Genomic DNA, 18,550 nt, shown 5'->3' with positions numbered 1-18,550 from the left:
TAACTGGCTGGTTAGGGGAACGGGAGTCGTGACGGGATCAGGGTTCGGCGCCGGGCGCGGGGACGTCTCCGGCGGCGAGCAGCCCGGCGAGCATCCGGTAGTAACCGATGAGCAGCGACAACTCGGCCACTCCCGGGTGCCCGAAATGCGTTAGGACTCCGGCATGAACTTGAGCATCGACGGCGGTGCCTCGGAGAAGCACCCGGGTGAAGTCGAGTGCAGCGCGTTCAGCAGCGGAGAGGGTGGGCGGCATGCTGCCGTTCCGGAGGTGTTCCAGCTCGGTTGCATCGATGCCCACCGTCGCTGCTACCCGGCTGTGGGCGTACCACTCGTACGCCGAGTCGAGTTCTGCGGAGATCGCGCAGATGATCAGTTCGCGCAGCCGCCCGTCGAGGGTCCCGCCGAAACGCAGGACCGCACCGAGCGCCTGGACGGCGTCGCCGATCGCGGGGGCGAAGAGCATGGCGTTGAATGGGCCGGCCAGGGCGCCGTCGTCGTAGATCATCGTGAAGACGCCGTTGCCGCGCGGAGGCCCCGCGATGGAGTCGTAGACAGCGCGCTGTTCGTCGGAGAGTTCGGCCGGAGTCAGCAGCGGGAACCGTCCTGCGGCCTGCGGCCGGGCGCTCTCTGTGGCATCAGACAAGAGTCCGTCCCCCGTCCACATAGAGAACGTGCCCGGTGACGAATGCCGCCTGCCGTGATGCGAGGTAGAGCACGGGGCCGGTGAGGTCGTCGACGGTGCCCAGTCGGCCAGCCGGAACCATGCCCGTGTAGTGCTCGCGAACGCCCGGACGGCCAAGATGAGCACTGGTCAAGGCCGTATCGACGTAGCCCGGTGCGATCGCGTTGACCGTCACCCCGCTGGCCGCCCATTCCCGTGCCATGACACGAATGAGTTGGTTCAATCCCCCCTTGCTCGCGGCGTAGGGGCCATGGTCGGGATGCGCGAGCAGGCTCGATACGGAAGAGCAGTAGATCTGCCGACCGTACCGGGCGTCGACCATGACCCGGCCCGCGGCTCGACCGAGGCGGAAAGCACTGGTCAGGTTGACGGCGATGATCGTGTCCCAGTCCTCGTCCGTGGTTTCGAGAATGGGCACACGGTTGTTGATGCCGACCGCGTGGACGAGAATATCGAGGCCACCGAGTTGCGTCTGAGCGGCGTGCACGGCCTGCTCACAGCCATTCGTGGTCGTCAGATCGGCGGTAACGGTGCCAGCAGTACCGGCGAAGTGCGCCAGGCGTTCCGCGCTCTGGTCTGCGACGACCAGGCGCGCACCAGCCTCGAGGAAGGCCTCCGTGCAGGCGGCGCCGATGCCGCCGGCGCCGGCCACCAGCACCCGCTGATCCTTCAAACCAAGCCAGTCAGCCAAAGGAAGCATCTCCGATTCGATGGGCAGAAAGCGAGGACACCTAGGCGGTGCCGAGGTCCTTCGGTGCACCTCTCTGGAGACTGTATACAATTTTGCGGCAGGATGTAACCCACATCACAAAACTTGTTCAGCAGGCTTCCTTCCGTCAGCCCTCTTGCACGGACTCGACTTCCAGGAAGGTCCGCAGGGCCTGCACAGCGTGCTCGCGGTGCTCATCGAGCAGGAGGATGAGCTTCTCGGCGTCCCGTTCCGCGAATGCGTCGATCATCATGGCATGTTCATGCTCCACCCGTGAGCGGTTCGAAGCCGCTCCGTAGTAGACGAACCTGTAAGCGTCAGTGGCGTCCCACAAGATCTTGATGATCCGTTCCAGACGCGGCATGCCGGCCGCCTCGACCAGCACGAAATGGAACCGCCGGTTTGCCTCGGTCATCTTCAGCAGGTCCCCCTCGGCGCTCGCCGTCTCGACATCCCGGGCAGCAACCTTGAGATCATCCAGAACGGTGCCGCTGAGACTCCTCGCCAGCGCGACCCGCGTCGCCTCTCCTTCGAGGAGCTGTCGGATCCGGTACACCTCCAGCAGGTCGGTGAGGGAGAGGGTCGCCACCCGATGGCCGCGGTGGGGTTCGTAGAGGACTTGTCCCTCGGACTCGAGGGTCTTGAGAGCCTCACGGAGGGGGACCCGGCTCACGCCGAATCGTTCCGCGAGTGCGTCCTGGCGGAGCGGCTGCCCCGGGAGGAACTCACCTGCAATGATCGCGCGTCGGAGCTCTGCGAGCACGAAAGCCTGCGCCGTCGGTGGACGTCGGGAACTGCCCGTGGTGTTGCTCGTCATGGAACCAGTCCACCCAGTTCAGTGCTCATCGTCAGAAGTCTAGCCCGGGCGTCATTGGGCCTGGGCGCGGTGAAATCTCCTCGGTGAGGATGAACCTTGCGGTGGGGCGGCCGGCCTTCCTAATGGTCCCGTCCTGGCGTAGCCATCCGGATGCGATCATCACCACGCCTGGTGTCTTCACATTCGTCGGGGCCAAGCGCATCAGGACGAGCTCGTTGCAGCCCGAGCAGCTCGCCAGGGAGTACGTCGCCCGGATGAGTAACGCGGGGGAGCGAATGCCTCTTCTCTTCCTTCTTGGCGTCGAACCGGCGGTGTCGGTGGAGGGGCTCGGCAGGCTGTCGATCTTGGAAGCGATACGAACGCACCTTCCCACTGTCCTGCACCGAGCGGACGATATCGGAATCGGCGCAGCGGAACTCCTGAAGAGGATCGACGACGTCCTCGGCTGGATCTCCTGGGACGGTCTTGCATCAACCGTCTCTTCTCGAATGGCTGCATTCTCCTACGGCGACTCAAGCGCGGATGCGGCAGTCGGGCGGATCACCCGCGCTCAGCAGGGGCGGTAGGTCTTCCCTCCGGGTGCGTAGCAGCGGGGGCCGGTGTAGCCGGGATATGGATCCTGTGCGGCAGGGGGAGCCGGAGGGACGTACGGCGCAGCAGGCGGAATGTAGGGCTCGGGTGCGGGCGGAAGGTTCCTGATTCGCTCCTGCTCAGCTGCTGCTGCTTCGGCGGCCAATCGATCGGCTTCGGCACGAGCGTTAAGTTCTGCCTGGAGCCGCTCGGATTCAATGCGAGCGGCTTCTGCGGCTGCTGCCTGAACACGTTCGGCTTCAACGCGCGCGGCTTCGGCGGCTTCCGCTCGAATACGCTCGGCCTCGATACGGGCAGCTTCGGCTGCCTTGGCTGCCTTGGCTGCTTTTGCTTTTGCGGCTGCAGCTTGGGCTGCCTTCTCTGCTTCCTTGAGGGAGGTAGCCTTCGTGTTGGCGAGGGCCAATGAGCGTTCACTCTTGGTGATCCTGGTATTGAGATCACGCACCAACGCCGCAGTGCGATCGGCTCCGATAGCGAGGACGCGGACCGTGTCCTTACCTGCTTCGAGTGCTTCTCGAACGGCTTTGGCGGTCGTCAGAGCGGCGAGGATACCGGCGGCGGTTGCGGCAGCCGCTGAAGCTGTGTCACCAACGGGAGCCTCCGTTGCTGCCGTCAGTGCTTCCATGGCGCCGGCGAATTCTGCCGGGACCGTGCAGCCCGCGTCGACGTCCACTAATCCGACGTTCTGCGCGGTCGCCTCGTTGTATGCGGCCTGTACCTCGTCGTAGTACTTCTTGTTCGGTTCGATGAGAACGGGGACGCCCAGGCCCACCCGAGCAATTTCCGCGTTGACCAGCGTCTGGTTTTCGATGAACACGGCGGCGAGCACGCGCTCGTACTTGTCGGTCCGCTCGACGTCGAAATCGAGGCCGACGCGCGTGCCGGGTGGGGCCAACGATTCAAGCTTCTCAGTAGCCTCCGGGCCGAGGCACTCGACGGGCTTGTCCGGATGTTTCGTCTCCGGCGTGTCCACGTTCAACAAGCGGACAGTTTGGTCGTCACCGTCGAAGTTGATGACAAGGGTGTCACCGTCGATTACTCGCACCACCGTGCCAGGTTGAAAGTCGACCGCCGGCGCACCGGACGGATCTGAGCCGGTGCATGCGGTCAGTGTCGAGGCGAGAACCGCGACGGTCAAAAGCGTCGCTGGCGCGAGCCGGCGGAAACGAGCATGGTTCATCGATCTTCTTCTGCAGATATGAGTACGGGCGCTCCAGTGAACGGGGGGACGAGATCTACTCATCTGCACCGCTGGTTCGGAGCGTCATCAGATGCGACTGTCATGGGACAGGAAATGGGCATCAAGAATGACAGTCAAGGTTTAGCATGAAAGGTCACGAGGGCTTATCCGAACCGCCAATCCTGAACAGAAGCTGAGCTTGCACGAAGTACCGGGTAAGAAACGATCAGGATTCACCTTGGTTCGGCCGTCAGTGGTTCGCGCGAGTACGCTGCCCAAGACACCGCATCGACTCTGGGGACTTCCATCAATTCATCATTCCGCCCGCCTGCCCAAAACATCTCATCGCCGACGAAGCCCAAGATACGGACCTCGACAGCAATCGTCGCCGGGCTCGCCTTGTTCCTGGTGGTCATCGGCCTCATCGCCGGCGGCGTCAGCGGGGCCCTCATCATGGCCGCCTCGGTCGCGCTCTTCACCGGGCTCTACACGCTCCTGACCAACAGGCCGTCCTGGGCGCGCCTCGGAGGCCGCAAGGCCGGCGCGATCACCGCAGGCGCCGCCGTCGTCGCCATGCTCGCCGGCGGTGCGATCGCCCCGGCTTCGGACACGGTGCCGACTGCTGTCGCCGAGCAGAGCACCGCGTCGGCCGAACCGACGAGCACCAGCGCTCCGACTGCGTCGGCGACGCCATCCGCCAAACCGACACCGTCTGCCAAGCCGACACCCTCCGCCAAACCGACGCCGTCACCCACGCCCAGTCCAACGCCATCGGACGTCGCCCCGGTCGACACTGACACCCCTACCGACGTGACCGGCACGCCCCGCGCGCCGTCGAACCAGCCGGCCTTCAACACCACCGCGCTCGCTGTGCTGGAGACGTTGCCCATCAAGGGCCGCGCACCGAAGACCGGGTACGACCGCGAGGAGTTCGGGCAGGCCTGGGCCGACGTCGACCGCAACGGATGCGACACCCGCAACGACATGCTGAACCGCGACCTGACGGAGATCGCCTATGCCAACTCGGTGCCCTGCAAGGTGCAGTCCGGCGTGCTGGACGACCCGTACACCGGGACCGTAATTCCCTTCCTGCGCGGCCAGGCGACGAGCAGTGACGTGCAGATCGACCACGTCGTCGCGCTCTCGGACGCATGGCAGAAGGGTGCTCAGCAGCTGAGCTTCGGCCAGCGCGTCGCGTTCGCGAACGATCCGCTGAACCTGCAGTCCACGGACGGCCCCACCAACCAGCAGAAAAGCGACGGCGACGCCGCCACCTGGCTACCGCCGAACAAGGGCTACCGCTGCGAATACGTGGCACGGCAGGTCTCGGTCAAGGCGACCTACACCCTGTGGGTCACGCAGGCCGAGCACGACGCCATGGCAAGGATCCTGTCCGACTGCAACGGCATCCTCGCCCCGACCAACCAGATGGCGCCGTCGGTCGCAGCGCCGGCCGAACCGGTCGAGACGCCGGCCCCGGCGCCCGTCGTCCAGCCAGTCGCTCCTGCACCGGCACCGGTCGCTCCAGCACCCGTGGCGCCCGCACCGGTAGCTCCGGCTCCCGCTCCGGTAGCTCCGGCTCCCGCTCCGGTAGCTCCGGCTCCGGCACCAGCGGCTCCGTACTATCAGAACTGCGACGCCGTCCGCGCGGCAGGAGCCGCTCCGATCGCAGCCGGCTCGCCCGGCTTCCAACAGAAGTTCGACCGCGACGGCGACGGATGGGGCTGCGACGGTTAGCAGAATAAATCATCATCGATGCTGGCGGACAAAGATACTGCGCCGCCTTTATCACCTGAACCGCCTTATCACTCCACGACCCAGCGATGCGCGAGGGCGCCACCTCCTAGCCGCCTGTGAAAAGGAGACATGCGGATGCCTGCGAGTGGTCTTGCGTGCTAACCGGACCTAGGCGAGACCGAGCGAATCGACCAGTGTCGGCGCGGTAACCGTCAGCAAGTTGTTGCCTACCGTATGTTCTTCACATGCAAGTAAACAGAGCGCTTGAACAGCACATCGCGGTATTTGGTGAGAGCGGTAGTGGTAAGACCGTCATGATCTCCTCGTTCTACGGAGCAGCCCAAGAGCCCAAGTATCGGCAGAAAAGTCTGTTTCACGTCGTAGCTGACGACTTCGGCCAAGGGACCCGGTTGCACAAGAACTATCTCGGTATGCGGGACAGTGCGAGGGTGCCCGAACCAAACCGTTTTTCAGCCACGTCCTATTCCTTTTCCTTAAAGTTGAAGGATGGCGCAGATGCAAAGGCAGTGAAGGCGGCTCCATTCGACGCTTTGCGGCTCGTGTGGCACGACTACCCCGGAGAATGGTTCGAACAAGACGCGAGCGGGCCAGCAGAAGGCCAGCGCAGAATCGATACCTTCAGGTCACTGCTCGGCTCTGACATTGCCTTTCTCCTAGTGGACGGACAGCGATTGCTGGATAATCTTGGCGAGGAGGAACGGTATCTCAAGTCATTGCTGGCTAATTTCCACAACGGATTGCTGTCACTCAAAGAAGAGCTGCTTGAAGACGGTAAGCCGCTCGTAGAATTCCCGCGTATCTGGATCATGGCGCTTTCGAAGTCGGACTTGTTGCCAAATATGGACGTATTTACTTTCAGGGATCTCCTCATTGAGAAAGCCTCTGACGACATGCAGGCTCTGCGAGAGGTGCTTGCTGGTCTCGTAGTGGGTAGCGATGCGCTTTCTGTAGGTGAGGACTTCGTGCTTCTTTCATCAGCGGAGTTCGGCGGAGAGAAAATTGAGTTGACTAAGCGCGTCGGCTTGGAGTTGATCCTGCCACTCGCAGCTATTCTTCCGTTTGAGCGACATGTCCGGTGGAGCCAGCTGAAGGCGCTCCCCGGGAAAGTGGCTGACAACCTGCTGAGTGGCGCCGGACCGCTAGCCGCTGTGCTAATCGGGGGCAAGGTCTTCCTGCCTAAGCCACTAGGTCAATTGCTAAGCTTCATTGGCCCCAATTTAGTAAATGAAGCAGCTAAATTAGCCGCGGATAAGGTGGGTCAGTTCAACGCGGAAGCGTTGGCAAAGCGGGACTACATGAGAGCGACGCTAACCGGATTCCGGATGGATCTTGATGAAGGGGAAGAGGAAGCAATCCTCCTTAGGAGTCAAAGGTGAACTTCATCTGGGCCACTCGTGGTCGAACCTGGGGCTTCCAGTTTCTTCGGAATGGACAATTTTCGGATCCACTTCCTCAGTACGATAATGCGTTCTCGAGGGTTGGTGATGAGCGAGAAGCATGGCGACGCGTTGGAGACGCGGTTGCGCTGCGCTTCCCGGACCCTCTCGAACGGAAGGATCAGGCTGGCAGGCTCATTCCGCATGAATTCGTCGTCTTCAGGCCGCTGGCCGACGAGATTAACTCGGTTGAGGACGGTCGTCGTTTGATTTGGCCTTTGGTTGCCGACGAGTTCGAGCGCGGTTGGAGCTCACCCAAGCCCGGGTTGCGGGCGTAACTCTCCAGTGACGGGGACGGGCCGCAAATGCAAAATGTTCCACAACGAACGACGGCGGGGCGGCCACCTGGGGTGTCTGCCCCGCCGTTGTTCTGCTTCGGGGTGAAGCTACATGCTCCACAGCTCCGCGTGGATGTCTGTCTCGTCCGACCAGCGCCGGTGCAGGGCGAAGAGTTCGTTTACGATGTCCTGCGGCAGCGGCGTGATGTCCTGGCTGTAGGTGAGCAGTTCGTGCAGGTTCTCCTCGCGGCTCGCCGAACCGACGGTGGACACCACCTGCGGGGTGCTGTGTGCGAAGCGGATGCAGAACTCGGCCCAGCTCTCGATGCCCGAGCGCTCGAAGATGGGCGCCACCTCGATGGCCCGTTCCTGCAGGTACGGCTTCCATGCTGCGCCCGGGACGTCGCGCAGTTCGTGCACAGGAGCACCCGCCACGGTGCGCATCGAAATGATGGCCCTGTCCTGTGCCAGCAGTTCGTCCCACAGTGCGTTCGACGCGAAGCGCTGCAGCGGGTTGAGGTAGAAGATGTAGCCGTCGATCAGCCCGTCAAGGTGCCCGGCCCGCAACGCTTTGAGCGGAGCCTCCGAGGTCCACGGGAAGATCTCGAGGACGAAGCGCCCCACCAGGCCCTCGTCCTTGATGCGCTGCAGGTCGGCAAGGGTAGGCCCGCCCGACGGCATGTCGTCCGCGAACGCGCCAACGCCGGTGAGCTGCCCGATGTCGATGGAACTGATGCCCAGGGGCTCGATGTTCTCGGCGATAGTGGCGCGGACGTCGTCGACCGATCCGCCGCCCAGCTTTACGATGACCGGCGGGACCTTCTTGCGGTCCTCCTCGAAGGCAGTACCGAGCACCTCGAGGGCGTGGTCGTACTGGCGGGACGTGTGGAGCCAGAGGCCGGCGTCGATCGCCGTGCGCGCCATGTGCGCCTGCTGCTCGCGGGGCACGTCGTCGTGCCCGAGCCTCGTGGTGCCGTAGATGAACGGGGGGAGGTCTGCCAAAGGTTTCATTGCCTCAGGCTACCGGCGGGAGGGCTCATCGGTGACGGCGAGTCGACGCCCACGGCAAGGGCATCGTCGTGGACCTCATCGGCGTTCACGAGGCTGCCCGCGCAAAGAGGTCACGGACCTCGGAAGGCCGGCTCCTCCAAGAGCCGTCCTTCTGCGCGCGCCCTACAGCGGGGGAGTGGTGGCCCGCACCACGAGCTCCGGCGGCAGCAGCACGCTCTGGGTGGGTTCACCCCGCATGATTCGGAGCAGGGCCTCCACGCTCTGGGTCCCCATGGCCGCGAGATCCGAACGGACGGACGTGAGCGGGACCGGCAGGGTGCCCGCGAGGTCGAGATCGTTGTAGCCGATGAGCGCCACATCCGCCCCGACCCGCTTCCCGGCGTCCCGAATGGCACCCATGGCGCCGAGGGCGAGAAGATCGTGCACAGCGAAGATGGCCGTGGGTGGCTCGGGGAGCCGCATCAGCTCCGCACCCGCCTCAAGCCCGGACGGCGTGCTGAAGGCTGATGCCACCACGTAGGACTCGGGCAGGGGAAAGCCCGCGGATTCGTACGCCCTGCGGAAGCCGAGGGTGCGCTCGCGGCCCGTGCTGGCCAGCTGGTCCCCGGCGATGACACCGACCCGGCGGTGTCCCAGGGACAGGAGGTGCTCGGCGGCGAGCTGCCCGCCCCGGTAGTCGTCCGTCGTCACCGAGAGGTGGCCCTCCAGGGTGCGCATCACGAGCACATAGGGGACACCGCGCCCCCGCAGTTCGTGCGCCACCGTGTCGCCGCTGTGCGAATCGCCGATGATGACGCCGTCGATCCTCCGCGAGAGCATCGCGTCCAGGCGTGCGCGGCGATGCCCCGGATCGTCGAGCGTGTTGGCGACGACGGTGCCGTATCCCGCAGTGCTCGCCGCCGCGTCGATGCTCTCGTAGATCGAGGCGAGCACGAGGTCGGTGAGGCGCGGCACGAGGACGCCGATCAGGCGGGAGCTGCCGGTCCGCAGCCCTGCTGCGCCGACGTCGCGCCGGTAGCCGAGCGCTGCCGCGAGCTCACGCACCCGGCTCACCGTGTCGGCGCCGATACCCACGGGATCATCGCTCAGCGCACGCGACACCGTCGAGATGTGCACCTGGGCATGACCGGCGATCGTCGCCAGGGTGACAGGACGCGCCCGGGCCGGCTGCGAGCTGGGATCTTCCTTCATCGCCTCGAGTCTAGGCCCGCCGGAGCCCCATGCGCCTTCTCCTGCAACATTGGGCGCAAAGGTTTGCGCTCGTATCGGAAGATTCCAGGTTTCACCGCACTGAAACATTGACGAAACGAGGCGTCCGTAGTGTGATTGGGGCCACACTCCGCAGCTACCCACTCGCTGCACCTCACCGCAAACGTTTGCGCAAAGGACTGATTCCATGCTCCAGCTGTCCTCCCTCGAGACCCTCGACCGTCTCGGCGCCGGCATAGCCGAACTCTCGGCGTTCCACGACGGCGACCGGCCCGGCTGGACCCGCGAGGTGTTCAGTGAGCCGTACCGCGCATCCCGCGACTGGACCGCCACCCGCATGCGCGAGGCCGGACTCCAGGTGCACGTGGACGCCGCCGGCAACATCGTCGGACGGCTGGCGGGGAGCGACCCCTCGGCGCCCGCACTCGTCACCGGCTCCCACACGGACACGGTCGACGGCGGCGGTCGGTTCGACGGCATCGTGGGCGTCCTGGGATCCATCGAGGCAGCCCGCCTGCTGCAGGACTCCGGGACGCGACTGCGGCGGGACCTGCTGGTGGTCGACTTTCTCGGCGAGGAGTCGAACGTCTTCGGGCTCAGCTGCCTCGGCAGCCGCTCCGCGGCCCAGGAACTGACACCGGAGGACCTCGACCGGCGCGACTACCGCGGCGTCACCCTCGGCCAGGCCTACACCGACTACGGTCTCGACCCCTCCCGGCTGCTGGATGTCCCGTGGGCGAAGAAGCCCCTGCACGCGTTCGTCGAACTGCACATCGAGCAGGGACCCACCCTCGAGAAGCGCGGCCTGCCGCTCGGCATCGTCACCGCGATCACCGGCATCGAGCGCTTCATCGCCACCTTTGCGGGAGCTGCGGACCACGCAGGCACGACGTCGATGGAGGACCGCCGGGACGCCATGGCCGCCGCCGCCGAGGCCGTCCTCGCGGTGCGGGCCGAAGGCTGCGGGGCGCCGACCCACGGCGTCGCGACGTCGACGCGGGTCGAGTCGGAGTCCCGCTCACCGAACGTCGTCCCGTCGCTCGTCAGGATGTACAGCGAGGTCCGCAGCGTCGACCCCACCTGGCTGTCCGGCGTCAAGGGGCGCCTGACCGGCGAGATCGCTGCGAAGGCGGCCGACCTCGGCGTCGACGTCGGATTCGAGTGGTCCACCGACAACACGGTGGTGCACGCGGCGTCCGGCGTCCAGGACGTCGCCGGTACCGCCGTCGACGCCCTCGGCCTGCCCTGGATGCCCATCCCGAGCGGCGCGACCCACGACGCGGTACACATGGCCACCCTCGCGCCCATGGGCATGATCTTCATCCCCTCCAAGGGCGGCAAGAGCCACTGCCCCGAGGAATGGAGCAGTACCGAGGACATCGCCACGGGTGTCGAAGCGCTCGTGGGGACCCTCCGCCGCCTCGACACCACCGACAGCCGCCCCACCTCCTGATCCGCGCCTCCTTCTCTCACCCACCCCGCCCCTGGAGTTCCCATGGAAACAGCACTGACTCCCGAAGGACTGTCCACGGACATCCTTGCGATCGCCAACCTGCCCGTCCTCTGGGTCTTGGCCCTCGGTGTCTTCGGCGCCATCATCGTGCAGTCCCTCGTCTACATGAAGGCCGCGAAGAAGGCCGGACCGGCCGCCGACATCTCGCCGGAGGAGCTCAAGACCTCCTTCCGGGCCGGCGCCATCGCGGCCATCGGTCCGTCCCTGGCCGTGGTGCTGGTGAGCATCGCCCTCCTCACCCTCTTCGGAACACCGGCCGTGCTGGTACGCATCGGGCTCGTCGGCTCCGCCGCCACGGAATCGGCGTCGGCCAGCCTCGCCGCAGGCACCATGGGCGCCACCCTGGGCGGCCCGGATTACACGCAGGCGGTGTTCGTGGTGGCCTTCATGGCCATGAGTTTGTCCGGAGCTGGGTGGATGCTCGCGACCCTGATCCTCACGCCGATCCTGCGCCGGGGCGACACCAAGCTCCGCAGGGTCAACCCCGCCCTGATGGCGATCGTGCCGGCCGCCGCCCTCATCGGCGCCTTCGCGAGCCTCGGCATCGCGGAACTGGGAAAGACCCCCGTCCACGTCCTGGCCGTCATCGTCTCCGCCGTCACGATGGGGGTGTGCATCCTCCTCGCGACCAGGACGTCCGCTACGTGGCTGCGGGAATGGGGCCTCGGCATCTCCATCATCGTCGGCCTGATCGCGGCGTACGTCGCCCACACCTCTGGCATGGCCCCCGCCGCCTAGGCAGTACTCCACCCGAAAGGAACCACCATGTCCGCTGCAGAGACTGCCGTCACGCAGGACGCCTCCCTCGCCGAGTTCGACCGCACCACCTCCCGCTGGGGCCAACTGACCATGGGCGTGGCGCTGCTCCTCTCCCTCGCCGCGCCGCTCTACCTCGTGCTGTCCACGGACCTCGGGATCACCGCGAGCATGATCTGGACGGCGTACCTGGCCGTCGCGGCCGCCTTCTTCGTGCTCTGGTTCGTCGAGCCCATCACCTACTACCCGGTGCTCGGCCCTGCCGCGATGTACCAGGCCTTCATGATCGGCAACATCGCCAACAAGCTGCTGCCCTCGGCCCTCGTGGCGCAGGCGGCCATCGGCGCGAAGGCCGGCACCAAGCGGGGTGAGTTCGCCGCCCTCATGGCCATCTGCGGCGCGGCCATGGTCCACGTGCTGTCCATGCTGTTCTTCGTCGGCATCCTCGGGACCTGGCTGGTCAGCGTCATCCCCACGGACATCGTGGATGTCGCCCGCCTGTACATCTTCCCCGCCATCATCGGCGGCGTCCTGGTGCAGCTCATCGTCACCATGAAGCAGCCGCGCGTCACGGTGATCGCCGTCGTCGTCGCGGCCCTCGTGCTCTTCGTCCTGGTCCCGGCCGTTCCGGCCCTCGCGAAGCCGGCCACCGGCGTCGTCGTCCTGATCACCGCGGTGCTCGCCTGGTTCCTGCGCTCGCGCACGGCGACCGCGACGCCCACCACCCTCGTCAACTAAGCTCCGACACAGCCTGCCCGAAAGGACACCATGACCATCGATACGACCATCGACACCGACGTCTTCGAGCTCTCCGACGCCCACACCACTGCCATGCACGAGCTGTACCGGCACCTCCACGCCCACCCCGAGCTCTCCATGCAGGAGACGCACACCGCAGCCTTCATCCTCGAGAAGCTGAACCACCTCGGCCTCGAGGCATTCATGTGCGGCGGCACCGGCGTCGTCGGGATCCTGCGCAACGGCGACGGACCCGTGGTCGGCTACCGCGCCGACACCGACGGCCTGCCCATCGCCGAGGACACGGGGCTGGACTACGCGAGCACGACGACGGGACACCTTGCCGACGGCACCGAGGTCCCCGTGATGCACGGTTGCGGACACGACACCCATGTGACAGTGGGCCTCACCGCCGCGCAGCTCCTGACGGAGAACCGCGACGCCTGGTCCGGCACGGTGGTGTTCGTCTTCCAGCCCGGCGAGGAGACCGGCGAGGGCGCGGAGGCGATGGTGGAGGACGGTCTGTGGGACAAGGCGCCCATGCCGTCGATCATCTACGGCCAGCACGTCTGGCCGGGGCTCGCCGGCACCGTGAACATCAGCAAGGGCACCGCCATGGCCATGGCCGACTCGTGGAAGATCACGGTCCACGGCCGGCAGGCGCACGGCTCGCAGCCGGACCAGTCGATCGACCCGATCGTGCTCGGCGCGCACATGGTCGTCCGGATCCAGACGATCGTGGCCCGCGAGGTGCACCCCATGAAGTCCGCCGTCGTCACGATCGGCACCTTCCACGGCGGCCTCAAGGAGAACATCATCCCGGCGTCGGCGGAGTTCACCGTCAACGTGCGCACGTTCGACGTCGACGTGCGCGAGCGTGTGCTCGGGTCGCTGCGGCGGATCATCAGCGCCGAGGCTGCTGCGTCGGGCGCGCCGGAGCCGGTGATCGAGGAGATCACCAGCTTCCCGCAGTGCTACAACGACCCCTCCTCCACGGAGGACCTCATGGCCGCGCTCGGAGGGGTGCTGGGCGAGGACGCCATCATCGAGTCCCCACCCGTGATGGGCAGCGAGGACTTCGGCCTCCTCGCCGAGGCCATCGGCGTGCCCAGTGTCTACTGGTTCTTCGGTGGGCACCCGCAGGGAGTGCTCGACGGCGACAATCCCGTGCCGAGCAACCACTCGCCGTTCTTCGCGCCGGCCATCGAGCCCACGCTGACCACCGGCGTGCGCGCCGCCATGACGGCCCTGCTCTCGAAGGTGGGGACGACCGCGTGAGCGGTGCGCTGCACGAACTGTCCGCCGTCGAACTGACGACCGCCATCCGCCGTCGCGACGTGTCCGCGCGGGAGGCGCTCGAGGCGCATTTCGACCGGATCGACGCCGTCAACGGCCGCATCAACGCGGTGATCACCGAGGACCGGGACGGCGCCGTCGTGCTGGCCACCGCGGCGGACGAGCTGACGGCGTCGGGCGCGGACCTGCCGCCGCTGCACGGCCTGCCGATGACGCACAAGGACACGCACAACACGAATGGCCTGCGCACGACGCAGGGCTCGACGATCTTCAGGGACTTCGTGCCGACCTTCGACGACCTGATCATCGGGCGTCTGAAGGGTGCCGGCGTGGTCACGACGGGCAAGACGAACGTGCCGGAGTTCGCCGCCGGATCGCACACCTTCAACGAGGTGTTCGGCACCACCGTCAACCCGTACGACACGAGTCGCAGCGCCGGCGGCAGCAGCGGGGGAGTGGCGGCCTCGATCGCGGCCCGGATCCAGCCCCTGGGCGACGGCAGCGACATGGGCGGCTCGCTGCGCGTCCCGGCGTCGTTCTGCAACGTCGTCGGGTACCGCCCGTCGATCGGCGTCGTCCCGTCCGTGCCCACACGCAACGCGTGGGCGTGGCTGAGCCGCAGCGGGCTCATGGCACGCGACGTCGAGGACATCGCCCTGGGCATGACGGCGATCGCCGGTGCCGATCCCGCCGTCCCGTACGCCTACCCCGTGCAGGGTTCGTTCGGCGCCGGGCTCCAGCGGGACCTGACCGGTCTGCGGATCGGCTGGTCGCCCGACTTCGGGCTCGGAGTGCCCGTGGACGCCGAAGTGCTGCGGGTCCTCGAGAACGGGCTGCAGGTCTTCGCGCACCTCGGCGCGATCGTCGAGGAGGCTGCACCGGACCTGCGTGACGCCGATCAGGTGTTCGGGGCCACGCGGGCCTTCGACTTCGTGCTCGGTCTGGGGGATCTCGTCGCGAAGCACGGGGACGCGATCAAGCCCGAGATCCGCTGGAACGTGGAGCAGGGGCAGCGGCTGACGGCGCAGGACCTGGTCGACGCCGCCCTCGCCCGGACCCGCCTCGACACCAGTGTGCGCCGTTACTTCGGGCGGTACGACGTGTTCGTGAGCCCGGCGGCGCAGGTCCTCCCGTTCGACGCCGCCGAGCGGTACCCGACGTCCCTGAACGGCGTCGCGTTCGAGACGTACCTCGACTGGATGCGCTCGGCCTGCCTGGTCTCCGCCACGGGCCTGCCCGCCGTGTCCGTCCCGGCCGGGTTCAGCGCGGACGGCCTGCCGGTGGGACTGCAGATCGTGATGCCGCACGGCAGCGACGTGGAACTGCTGCAGGTGGCATACGCGTTCGAGCAGGCGACGGCCTGGGCGAAGCGGGCGCCGGAGCTCAGTCCTGCCAGTGACTGGGAGCGCTCAGGTCCCGGGGAATGAGCGTGCCCGAGTCACCGTGGGCAGCGTCGAGCTGGGCCTGCGTCAGGTAGAGGGCTTTCGAGAGATCCGCCCCACCGAGACGGGCATCCCTGAGGTCGGCGCCGAGGAGGTCCGCCCCGGAGAGGTCGCACTCCCGCAGATCGGCGGCGATGAGGTAGGCGCCTCGTAGGTCCGCCCCGTGCAGCGGCCGGGACCTGAGTGTCTGGCCCATGAGGTCCGCTCCCGGAACGAGCGCAGCACCCAGGTGGTCGTCGCCGGTTGCGAGGTAGGACGCCCTGACCTCTTCGCTGACGTCCATCAGCACTGACCGCACGCGCGCGTGAAGAGAATCCAGGTCCAGCGCGAGGAGCTGCTGTGCGCCTTCACTCGTCGCGCGCTCGAGGGCCGACCTGAGGTCGTCGACCGTGTGCGAGGTGTCAGGGTCGTACGTCCTGGTGCCGGCCTCGGCCAGATACCAGAGCATCTCGTGGATCTGCCGGACCACCGTGAACGCCGAGAACATCTCCCGTGCCGTTCCTGGCTCCTCTCTCCAGCTGACGCCACGGAAGAGGTTCTGGGAGACGTTCTGGCCGGCACCGAAGCAATCGAAGACGGTGCACCCGCGGAAGCCTCGCGGCCGCAGGCGGTCGTGGATGGTGCAGGAGAAATCGTCGTCCAGATTCTGGCAGGGAGTCCCTGCCGGTTTGTCGACGGCGAAGTCCCTTGAGCGGGAGAACCCGAGAGCCGTGCAGCAGAGTGCGAAGCAGCTGCTGCAGTCCGGGCGCAGGGTCGCCCTGGTCAGTGTCGGGGTGGAGGGTGCGGAGTCGCGTGGTGTGAGGGGCATGGGATCTTCTCTGGGTGGGTTCGGTGAGGGACCGGGTGCCAGGGGAACTCGCCAGGGAGTTCCCTTCGAGGGCACGCGCAATCACCGCTTCCAGGGGAAGCGAGCGGGAGCCGCTGCATGAACTCCGGATCACAGAGAGAAGAAGAATGTCACTGCGTCAAAAATAGCACTGGCGCTTGGTCGGACGTCTACTGCTTGAGCGTCTCGGCCACTCTCACAACTGCCGGTTCGCGCAAATCTTTGACGAGGGGCACTCCTGCTGCCGCGGCCTGGGCATGGCACCATTTGCTCAATCCACCAGGGGCGAGATCGGCCAGCTTCACGCCGCCCGTCAGGTGCTGACCTACGAGTGAGCCGAAGAGGCCGATGTGCACGCCGCTCGACCGTAGTTGGCCATCCTGCAGAGCAGCGAGGAAGGCATCCCGGAGGTGGTTCGAGCTCGGCTCGGAGGCCGGGACGAGGCGCGTCACGTGCCGTTTGAGGTGACCGGAAGCGAGACTCTTGGGAGGCTTTGTGGCTGGACCTGGGGACGGGGATTTCGTCGGCTTCGCGGGGGATTGCGGCAGGGCATTCAATTCTGAAGCAGGATTATTGCGAGACGGCTCGGAGGCCCCCATTGGCGCTGGAGCCGTGATCGGAGGTGGAGACGCAACCGGCACGGGCGCGACCGAAGTTGCCGCCGCCACCGGAGATGGTGCGTGGATCAGCGAGGCCAGTTCGAGATGCAGTGCCGCCAGCTCACGATGAATTGCTGCCATGCGGACAGCAGGATCCGGCTGCACGGGCGGAGGAGGGTCCAGTTTCCGGCGCACCGCCGAGCCGATCGAGCAGCGGAAGAGATCGGTCAACGTCTCCGCCAGTTCACGCCGAGCGCTGCCGCCCGACACCAGCAGGGGAGCGGTAACGGCCCTGCGCTCGACCATGAGGGCCACCTCCTCGAGGGAGCCGTGGACCGCGCCGTAGCGCAACCGCTCCCGCCGGGTCGCTCCGTCGATCTGCGGTGAGTAGACGCTCGGATACAGGTTGAGGGAATGCTGGTCGACGGACGGGAAGTGCTTCCTGCTGACGTCCTGCCGCAGCACCCGACGGACGGACTGCAGTTGCCTGCCTACCTGTTCCACCGGATTCGGGACGGCCGCCCCGTTGACCAGGATCCAGGGCTTTCCCTCGTCCATCACCTGCAGCACCGTGGCCGGGTACCGCTTCCACTCGCTGAGCACGAATGTACCCCTGAGAGAGTTGTAGAAGAGCCAGTCCACCTCGGCGACCGGCAGTCCTGGAGCATCCACCCGACAGTTGCTGAACGCCCAGACGTGGTGGCCAAGAAGCTGGTGCAGGCGGTTCACGTCAAGGGGGTCCGGCCGGTGCGCGGCGGTGTTCTTCGAGGGGAAATGCAGCAAGGAATGACTTTCAGGTCAGGTGAGGGTCAGAACGGCAGGACGCCCGCGGCCGACGCGAGGAACGTCGCCGGCAGCGCGAGCAGCCAGCCCATCCGTCGTCGTCGTGCCTGTTCCACCAGCCGGTGCAGCGCCGCGAAGGATCCGGCGACCTCCACGGGGTCGCGGAGCTCCGACGGCGCACGCCGCCAGGTCGAGGGCTGCGCGGCGGCCGCCGCCAGCAGGGCGACCTGCTGCGGCGTGTGGACGACGGGACGCCCCGTGATCCAGCGCAGGAGCTGGCCCTCGGTGAGTACCGCGACGGACCTGTGCTTCTCCTTCACGGTCACCTGCTGCGCGCCGACGACGACGATCGCAGCCTCCGCGGTCACCGCGTGGCGGACCGCCGCCGAGAGCAGCTTCCCGGCCCGAACAGCCTCATGCTCGGAGTTCCGGAGGTAGGGGTGGCGCGTCCCGGCGACCAGGAAGGTTCCCTTCGCCGTCCAGATCCTCTGACCCGGATGCCGCTTCGTGTTGAGGGTGAAGACGCCCGTGGGGCCGATCACCACGTGGTCGATGTCGGCCGACTTCTCACCGACCGGTACAGCGTGCAGGACCGTCCACTCCGGCCCCAGCGTGGCGAGGATGCGTCCCACCGCGCGCTCGCCGAGTGCACCCCAGTACCAGGGGCGGCTGGCGGCGTCGAGCAGGCGGACGCCGAACGCTCGAGCGATGAGCCCCCTCGTGTCACGGCTGCCACGGACCTCGAGCAGCTGCTCCATCACGGACTGGCCGGGGGTACGCCGTCGCAGGAGGCCGAGACCTTCCGGTTCGGCGAAGCTGACATCGCTCTCCAGCGGCTCGGCGGCAGCACTCATCGCGTCGTCCTCGTGCTCATCTGGGTCCCCGTTCGACTACCGCTTCACTCACGCATGGCGGATCGGGGCGGG

The 18,550-nt window shown here is 66.5% G+C and carries 18 protein-coding genes; 9 read left to right on the top strand and 9 right to left on the bottom strand.

What is annotated here, in order from left to right:
• Positions 1 to 37: 37 nt before the first annotated feature.
• From AC4D2E_RS10365 to AC4D2E_RS10355, 3 genes are all read right to left on the bottom strand, one after another.
• On the bottom strand, positions 38 to 643 hold the full coding sequence (locus AC4D2E_RS10365; protein WP_490952546.1) for a carboxymuconolactone decarboxylase family protein: 606 nt from the start codon (positions 641 to 643) through the stop codon (positions 38 to 40).
• A complete protein-coding gene (locus AC4D2E_RS10360; protein ID WP_490952545.1) occupies positions 636 to 1,382 on the bottom strand; it encodes an SDR family NAD(P)-dependent oxidoreductase in 747 nt (248 codons plus the stop codon). The genes AC4D2E_RS10365 and AC4D2E_RS10360 overlap by 8 nt, the downstream gene beginning before the upstream one ends.
• 136 nt (positions 1,383 to 1,518) lie before the next feature.
• Positions 1,519 to 2,208 carry a GntR family transcriptional regulator gene (locus AC4D2E_RS10355; RefSeq protein ID WP_490952544.1) on the bottom strand — a complete coding sequence of 230 codons (690 nt, stop codon included), beginning with the start codon at positions 2,206 to 2,208 and terminating at the stop codon, positions 1,519 to 1,521.
• A gap of 83 nt (positions 2,209 to 2,291) precedes the next feature.
• Between AC4D2E_RS10355 and AC4D2E_RS10350 the strand changes: the two genes are divergently transcribed.
• Positions 2,292 to 2,774, top strand: coding sequence for a hypothetical protein (locus tag AC4D2E_RS10350; RefSeq protein WP_490952543.1), 483 nt, complete (start codon positions 2,292 to 2,294; stop codon positions 2,772 to 2,774).
• Here the strand turns inward: AC4D2E_RS10350 and AC4D2E_RS10345 are convergent.
• Positions 2,759 to 3,979 (bottom strand): thermonuclease family protein, encoded by a 1,221-nt coding sequence (locus tag AC4D2E_RS10345; RefSeq protein ID WP_490952542.1) that lies wholly within the window; start codon positions 3,977 to 3,979, stop codon positions 2,759 to 2,761. The two genes, AC4D2E_RS10350 and AC4D2E_RS10345, sit on opposite strands and share 16 nt — an antisense overlap.
• Before the next feature lie 408 nt (positions 3,980 to 4,387).
• On the opposite strand from AC4D2E_RS10345, the gene AC4D2E_RS10340 reads away from it, so the two are divergent.
• The 3 genes from AC4D2E_RS10340 (at position 4,388) to AC4D2E_RS10330 (ending at position 7,451) form a co-directional block, all read left to right on the top strand.
• Positions 4,388 to 5,716 (top strand): GmrSD restriction endonuclease domain-containing protein, encoded by a 1,329-nt coding sequence (locus tag AC4D2E_RS10340; RefSeq protein WP_490952541.1) that lies wholly within the window; start codon positions 4,388 to 4,390, stop codon positions 5,714 to 5,716.
• Positions 5,717 to 5,961: 245 nt separating this feature from the next.
• Complete coding sequence (locus AC4D2E_RS10335) at positions 5,962 to 7,113, top strand: ATP/GTP-binding protein (RefSeq protein WP_490952540.1); 1,152 nt, start codon at positions 5,962 to 5,964, stop codon at positions 7,111 to 7,113.
• Positions 7,110 to 7,451 carry a hypothetical protein gene (locus AC4D2E_RS10330; protein WP_490952539.1) on the top strand — a complete coding sequence of 114 codons (342 nt, stop codon included), beginning with the start codon at positions 7,110 to 7,112 and terminating at the stop codon, positions 7,449 to 7,451. Before AC4D2E_RS10335 ends, AC4D2E_RS10330 begins: the two co-directional genes overlap by 4 nt.
• Positions 7,452 to 7,559: 108 nt before the next feature.
• On the opposite strand, the gene AC4D2E_RS10325 is transcribed toward AC4D2E_RS10330, so the two are convergent.
• Positions 7,560 to 8,462 carry an aldo/keto reductase gene (locus AC4D2E_RS10325; protein WP_490952538.1) on the bottom strand — a complete coding sequence of 301 codons (903 nt, stop codon included), beginning with the start codon at positions 8,460 to 8,462 and terminating at the stop codon, positions 7,560 to 7,562.
• A gap of 162 nt (positions 8,463 to 8,624) precedes the next feature.
• Positions 8,625 to 9,653, bottom strand: a complete 1,029-nt coding sequence (locus tag AC4D2E_RS10320) for a LacI family DNA-binding transcriptional regulator (RefSeq protein ID WP_490952537.1) — start codon at positions 9,651 to 9,653, stop codon at positions 8,625 to 8,627.
• Between the two features lie 205 nt (positions 9,654 to 9,858).
• Here AC4D2E_RS10320 and AC4D2E_RS10315 point away from each other — a divergent pair, with 205 nt between their 5' ends.
• Genes AC4D2E_RS10315 through AC4D2E_RS10295 form a run of 5 tightly spaced genes read left to right on the top strand, consistent with a single transcriptional unit; the run spans position 9,859 to position 15,401 of the window.
• Positions 9,859 to 11,124 carry a M20 family metallo-hydrolase gene (locus AC4D2E_RS10315; RefSeq protein WP_490952536.1) on the top strand — a complete coding sequence of 422 codons (1,266 nt, stop codon included), beginning with the start codon at positions 9,859 to 9,861 and terminating at the stop codon, positions 11,122 to 11,124.
• Between the two features lie 42 nt (positions 11,125 to 11,166).
• Positions 11,167 to 11,922 (top strand): DUF5058 family protein, encoded by a 756-nt coding sequence (locus AC4D2E_RS10310; protein ID WP_490952535.1) that lies wholly within the window; start codon positions 11,167 to 11,169, stop codon positions 11,920 to 11,922.
• A 27-nt stretch (positions 11,923 to 11,949) separates the two neighbouring features.
• The gene (locus tag AC4D2E_RS10305; protein ID WP_490910900.1) at positions 11,950 to 12,678 is read left to right on the top strand and encodes a hypothetical protein; all 729 of its coding nucleotides are present in this window, start codon (positions 11,950 to 11,952) and stop codon (positions 12,676 to 12,678) included.
• A gap of 30 nt (positions 12,679 to 12,708) precedes the next feature.
• Positions 12,709 to 13,956: an amidohydrolase gene (locus AC4D2E_RS10300; protein WP_490952534.1), complete on the top strand. Its 1,248-nt coding sequence runs from the start codon at positions 12,709 to 12,711 to the stop codon at positions 13,954 to 13,956.
• A complete protein-coding gene (locus AC4D2E_RS10295; RefSeq protein ID WP_490952533.1) occupies positions 13,953 to 15,401 on the top strand; it encodes an amidase in 1,449 nt (482 codons plus the stop codon). The genes AC4D2E_RS10300 and AC4D2E_RS10295 overlap by 4 nt, the downstream gene beginning before the upstream one ends.
• Here the strand turns inward: AC4D2E_RS10295 and AC4D2E_RS10290 are convergent.
• The 3 genes from AC4D2E_RS10290 to AC4D2E_RS10280 form a co-directional block, all read right to left on the bottom strand.
• Positions 15,358 to 16,224 (bottom strand): pentapeptide repeat-containing protein, encoded by an 867-nt coding sequence (locus AC4D2E_RS10290; protein WP_490952532.1) that lies wholly within the window; start codon positions 16,222 to 16,224, stop codon positions 15,358 to 15,360. The two genes, AC4D2E_RS10295 and AC4D2E_RS10290, sit on opposite strands and share 44 nt — an antisense overlap.
• Before the next feature lie 188 nt (positions 16,225 to 16,412).
• The gene (locus AC4D2E_RS10285) at positions 16,413 to 17,624 is read right to left on the bottom strand and encodes a hypothetical protein (protein WP_490952531.1); all 1,212 of its coding nucleotides are present in this window, start codon (positions 17,622 to 17,624) and stop codon (positions 16,413 to 16,415) included.
• Positions 17,625 to 17,650: 26 nt separating this feature from the next.
• Positions 17,651 to 18,478, bottom strand: a complete 828-nt coding sequence (locus tag AC4D2E_RS10280) for a nuclease-related domain-containing protein (protein ID WP_490952530.1) — start codon at positions 18,476 to 18,478, stop codon at positions 17,651 to 17,653.
• Between the last annotated feature and the right edge of the window lie 72 nt (positions 18,479 to 18,550).

The organism is Arthrobacter sp. TJ-265 (genome assembly GCF_058269135.1).
The sequence above is the reverse complement of the archived record's forward strand: the minus strand, read 5'-3'. Positions and strand labels throughout refer to the sequence as shown.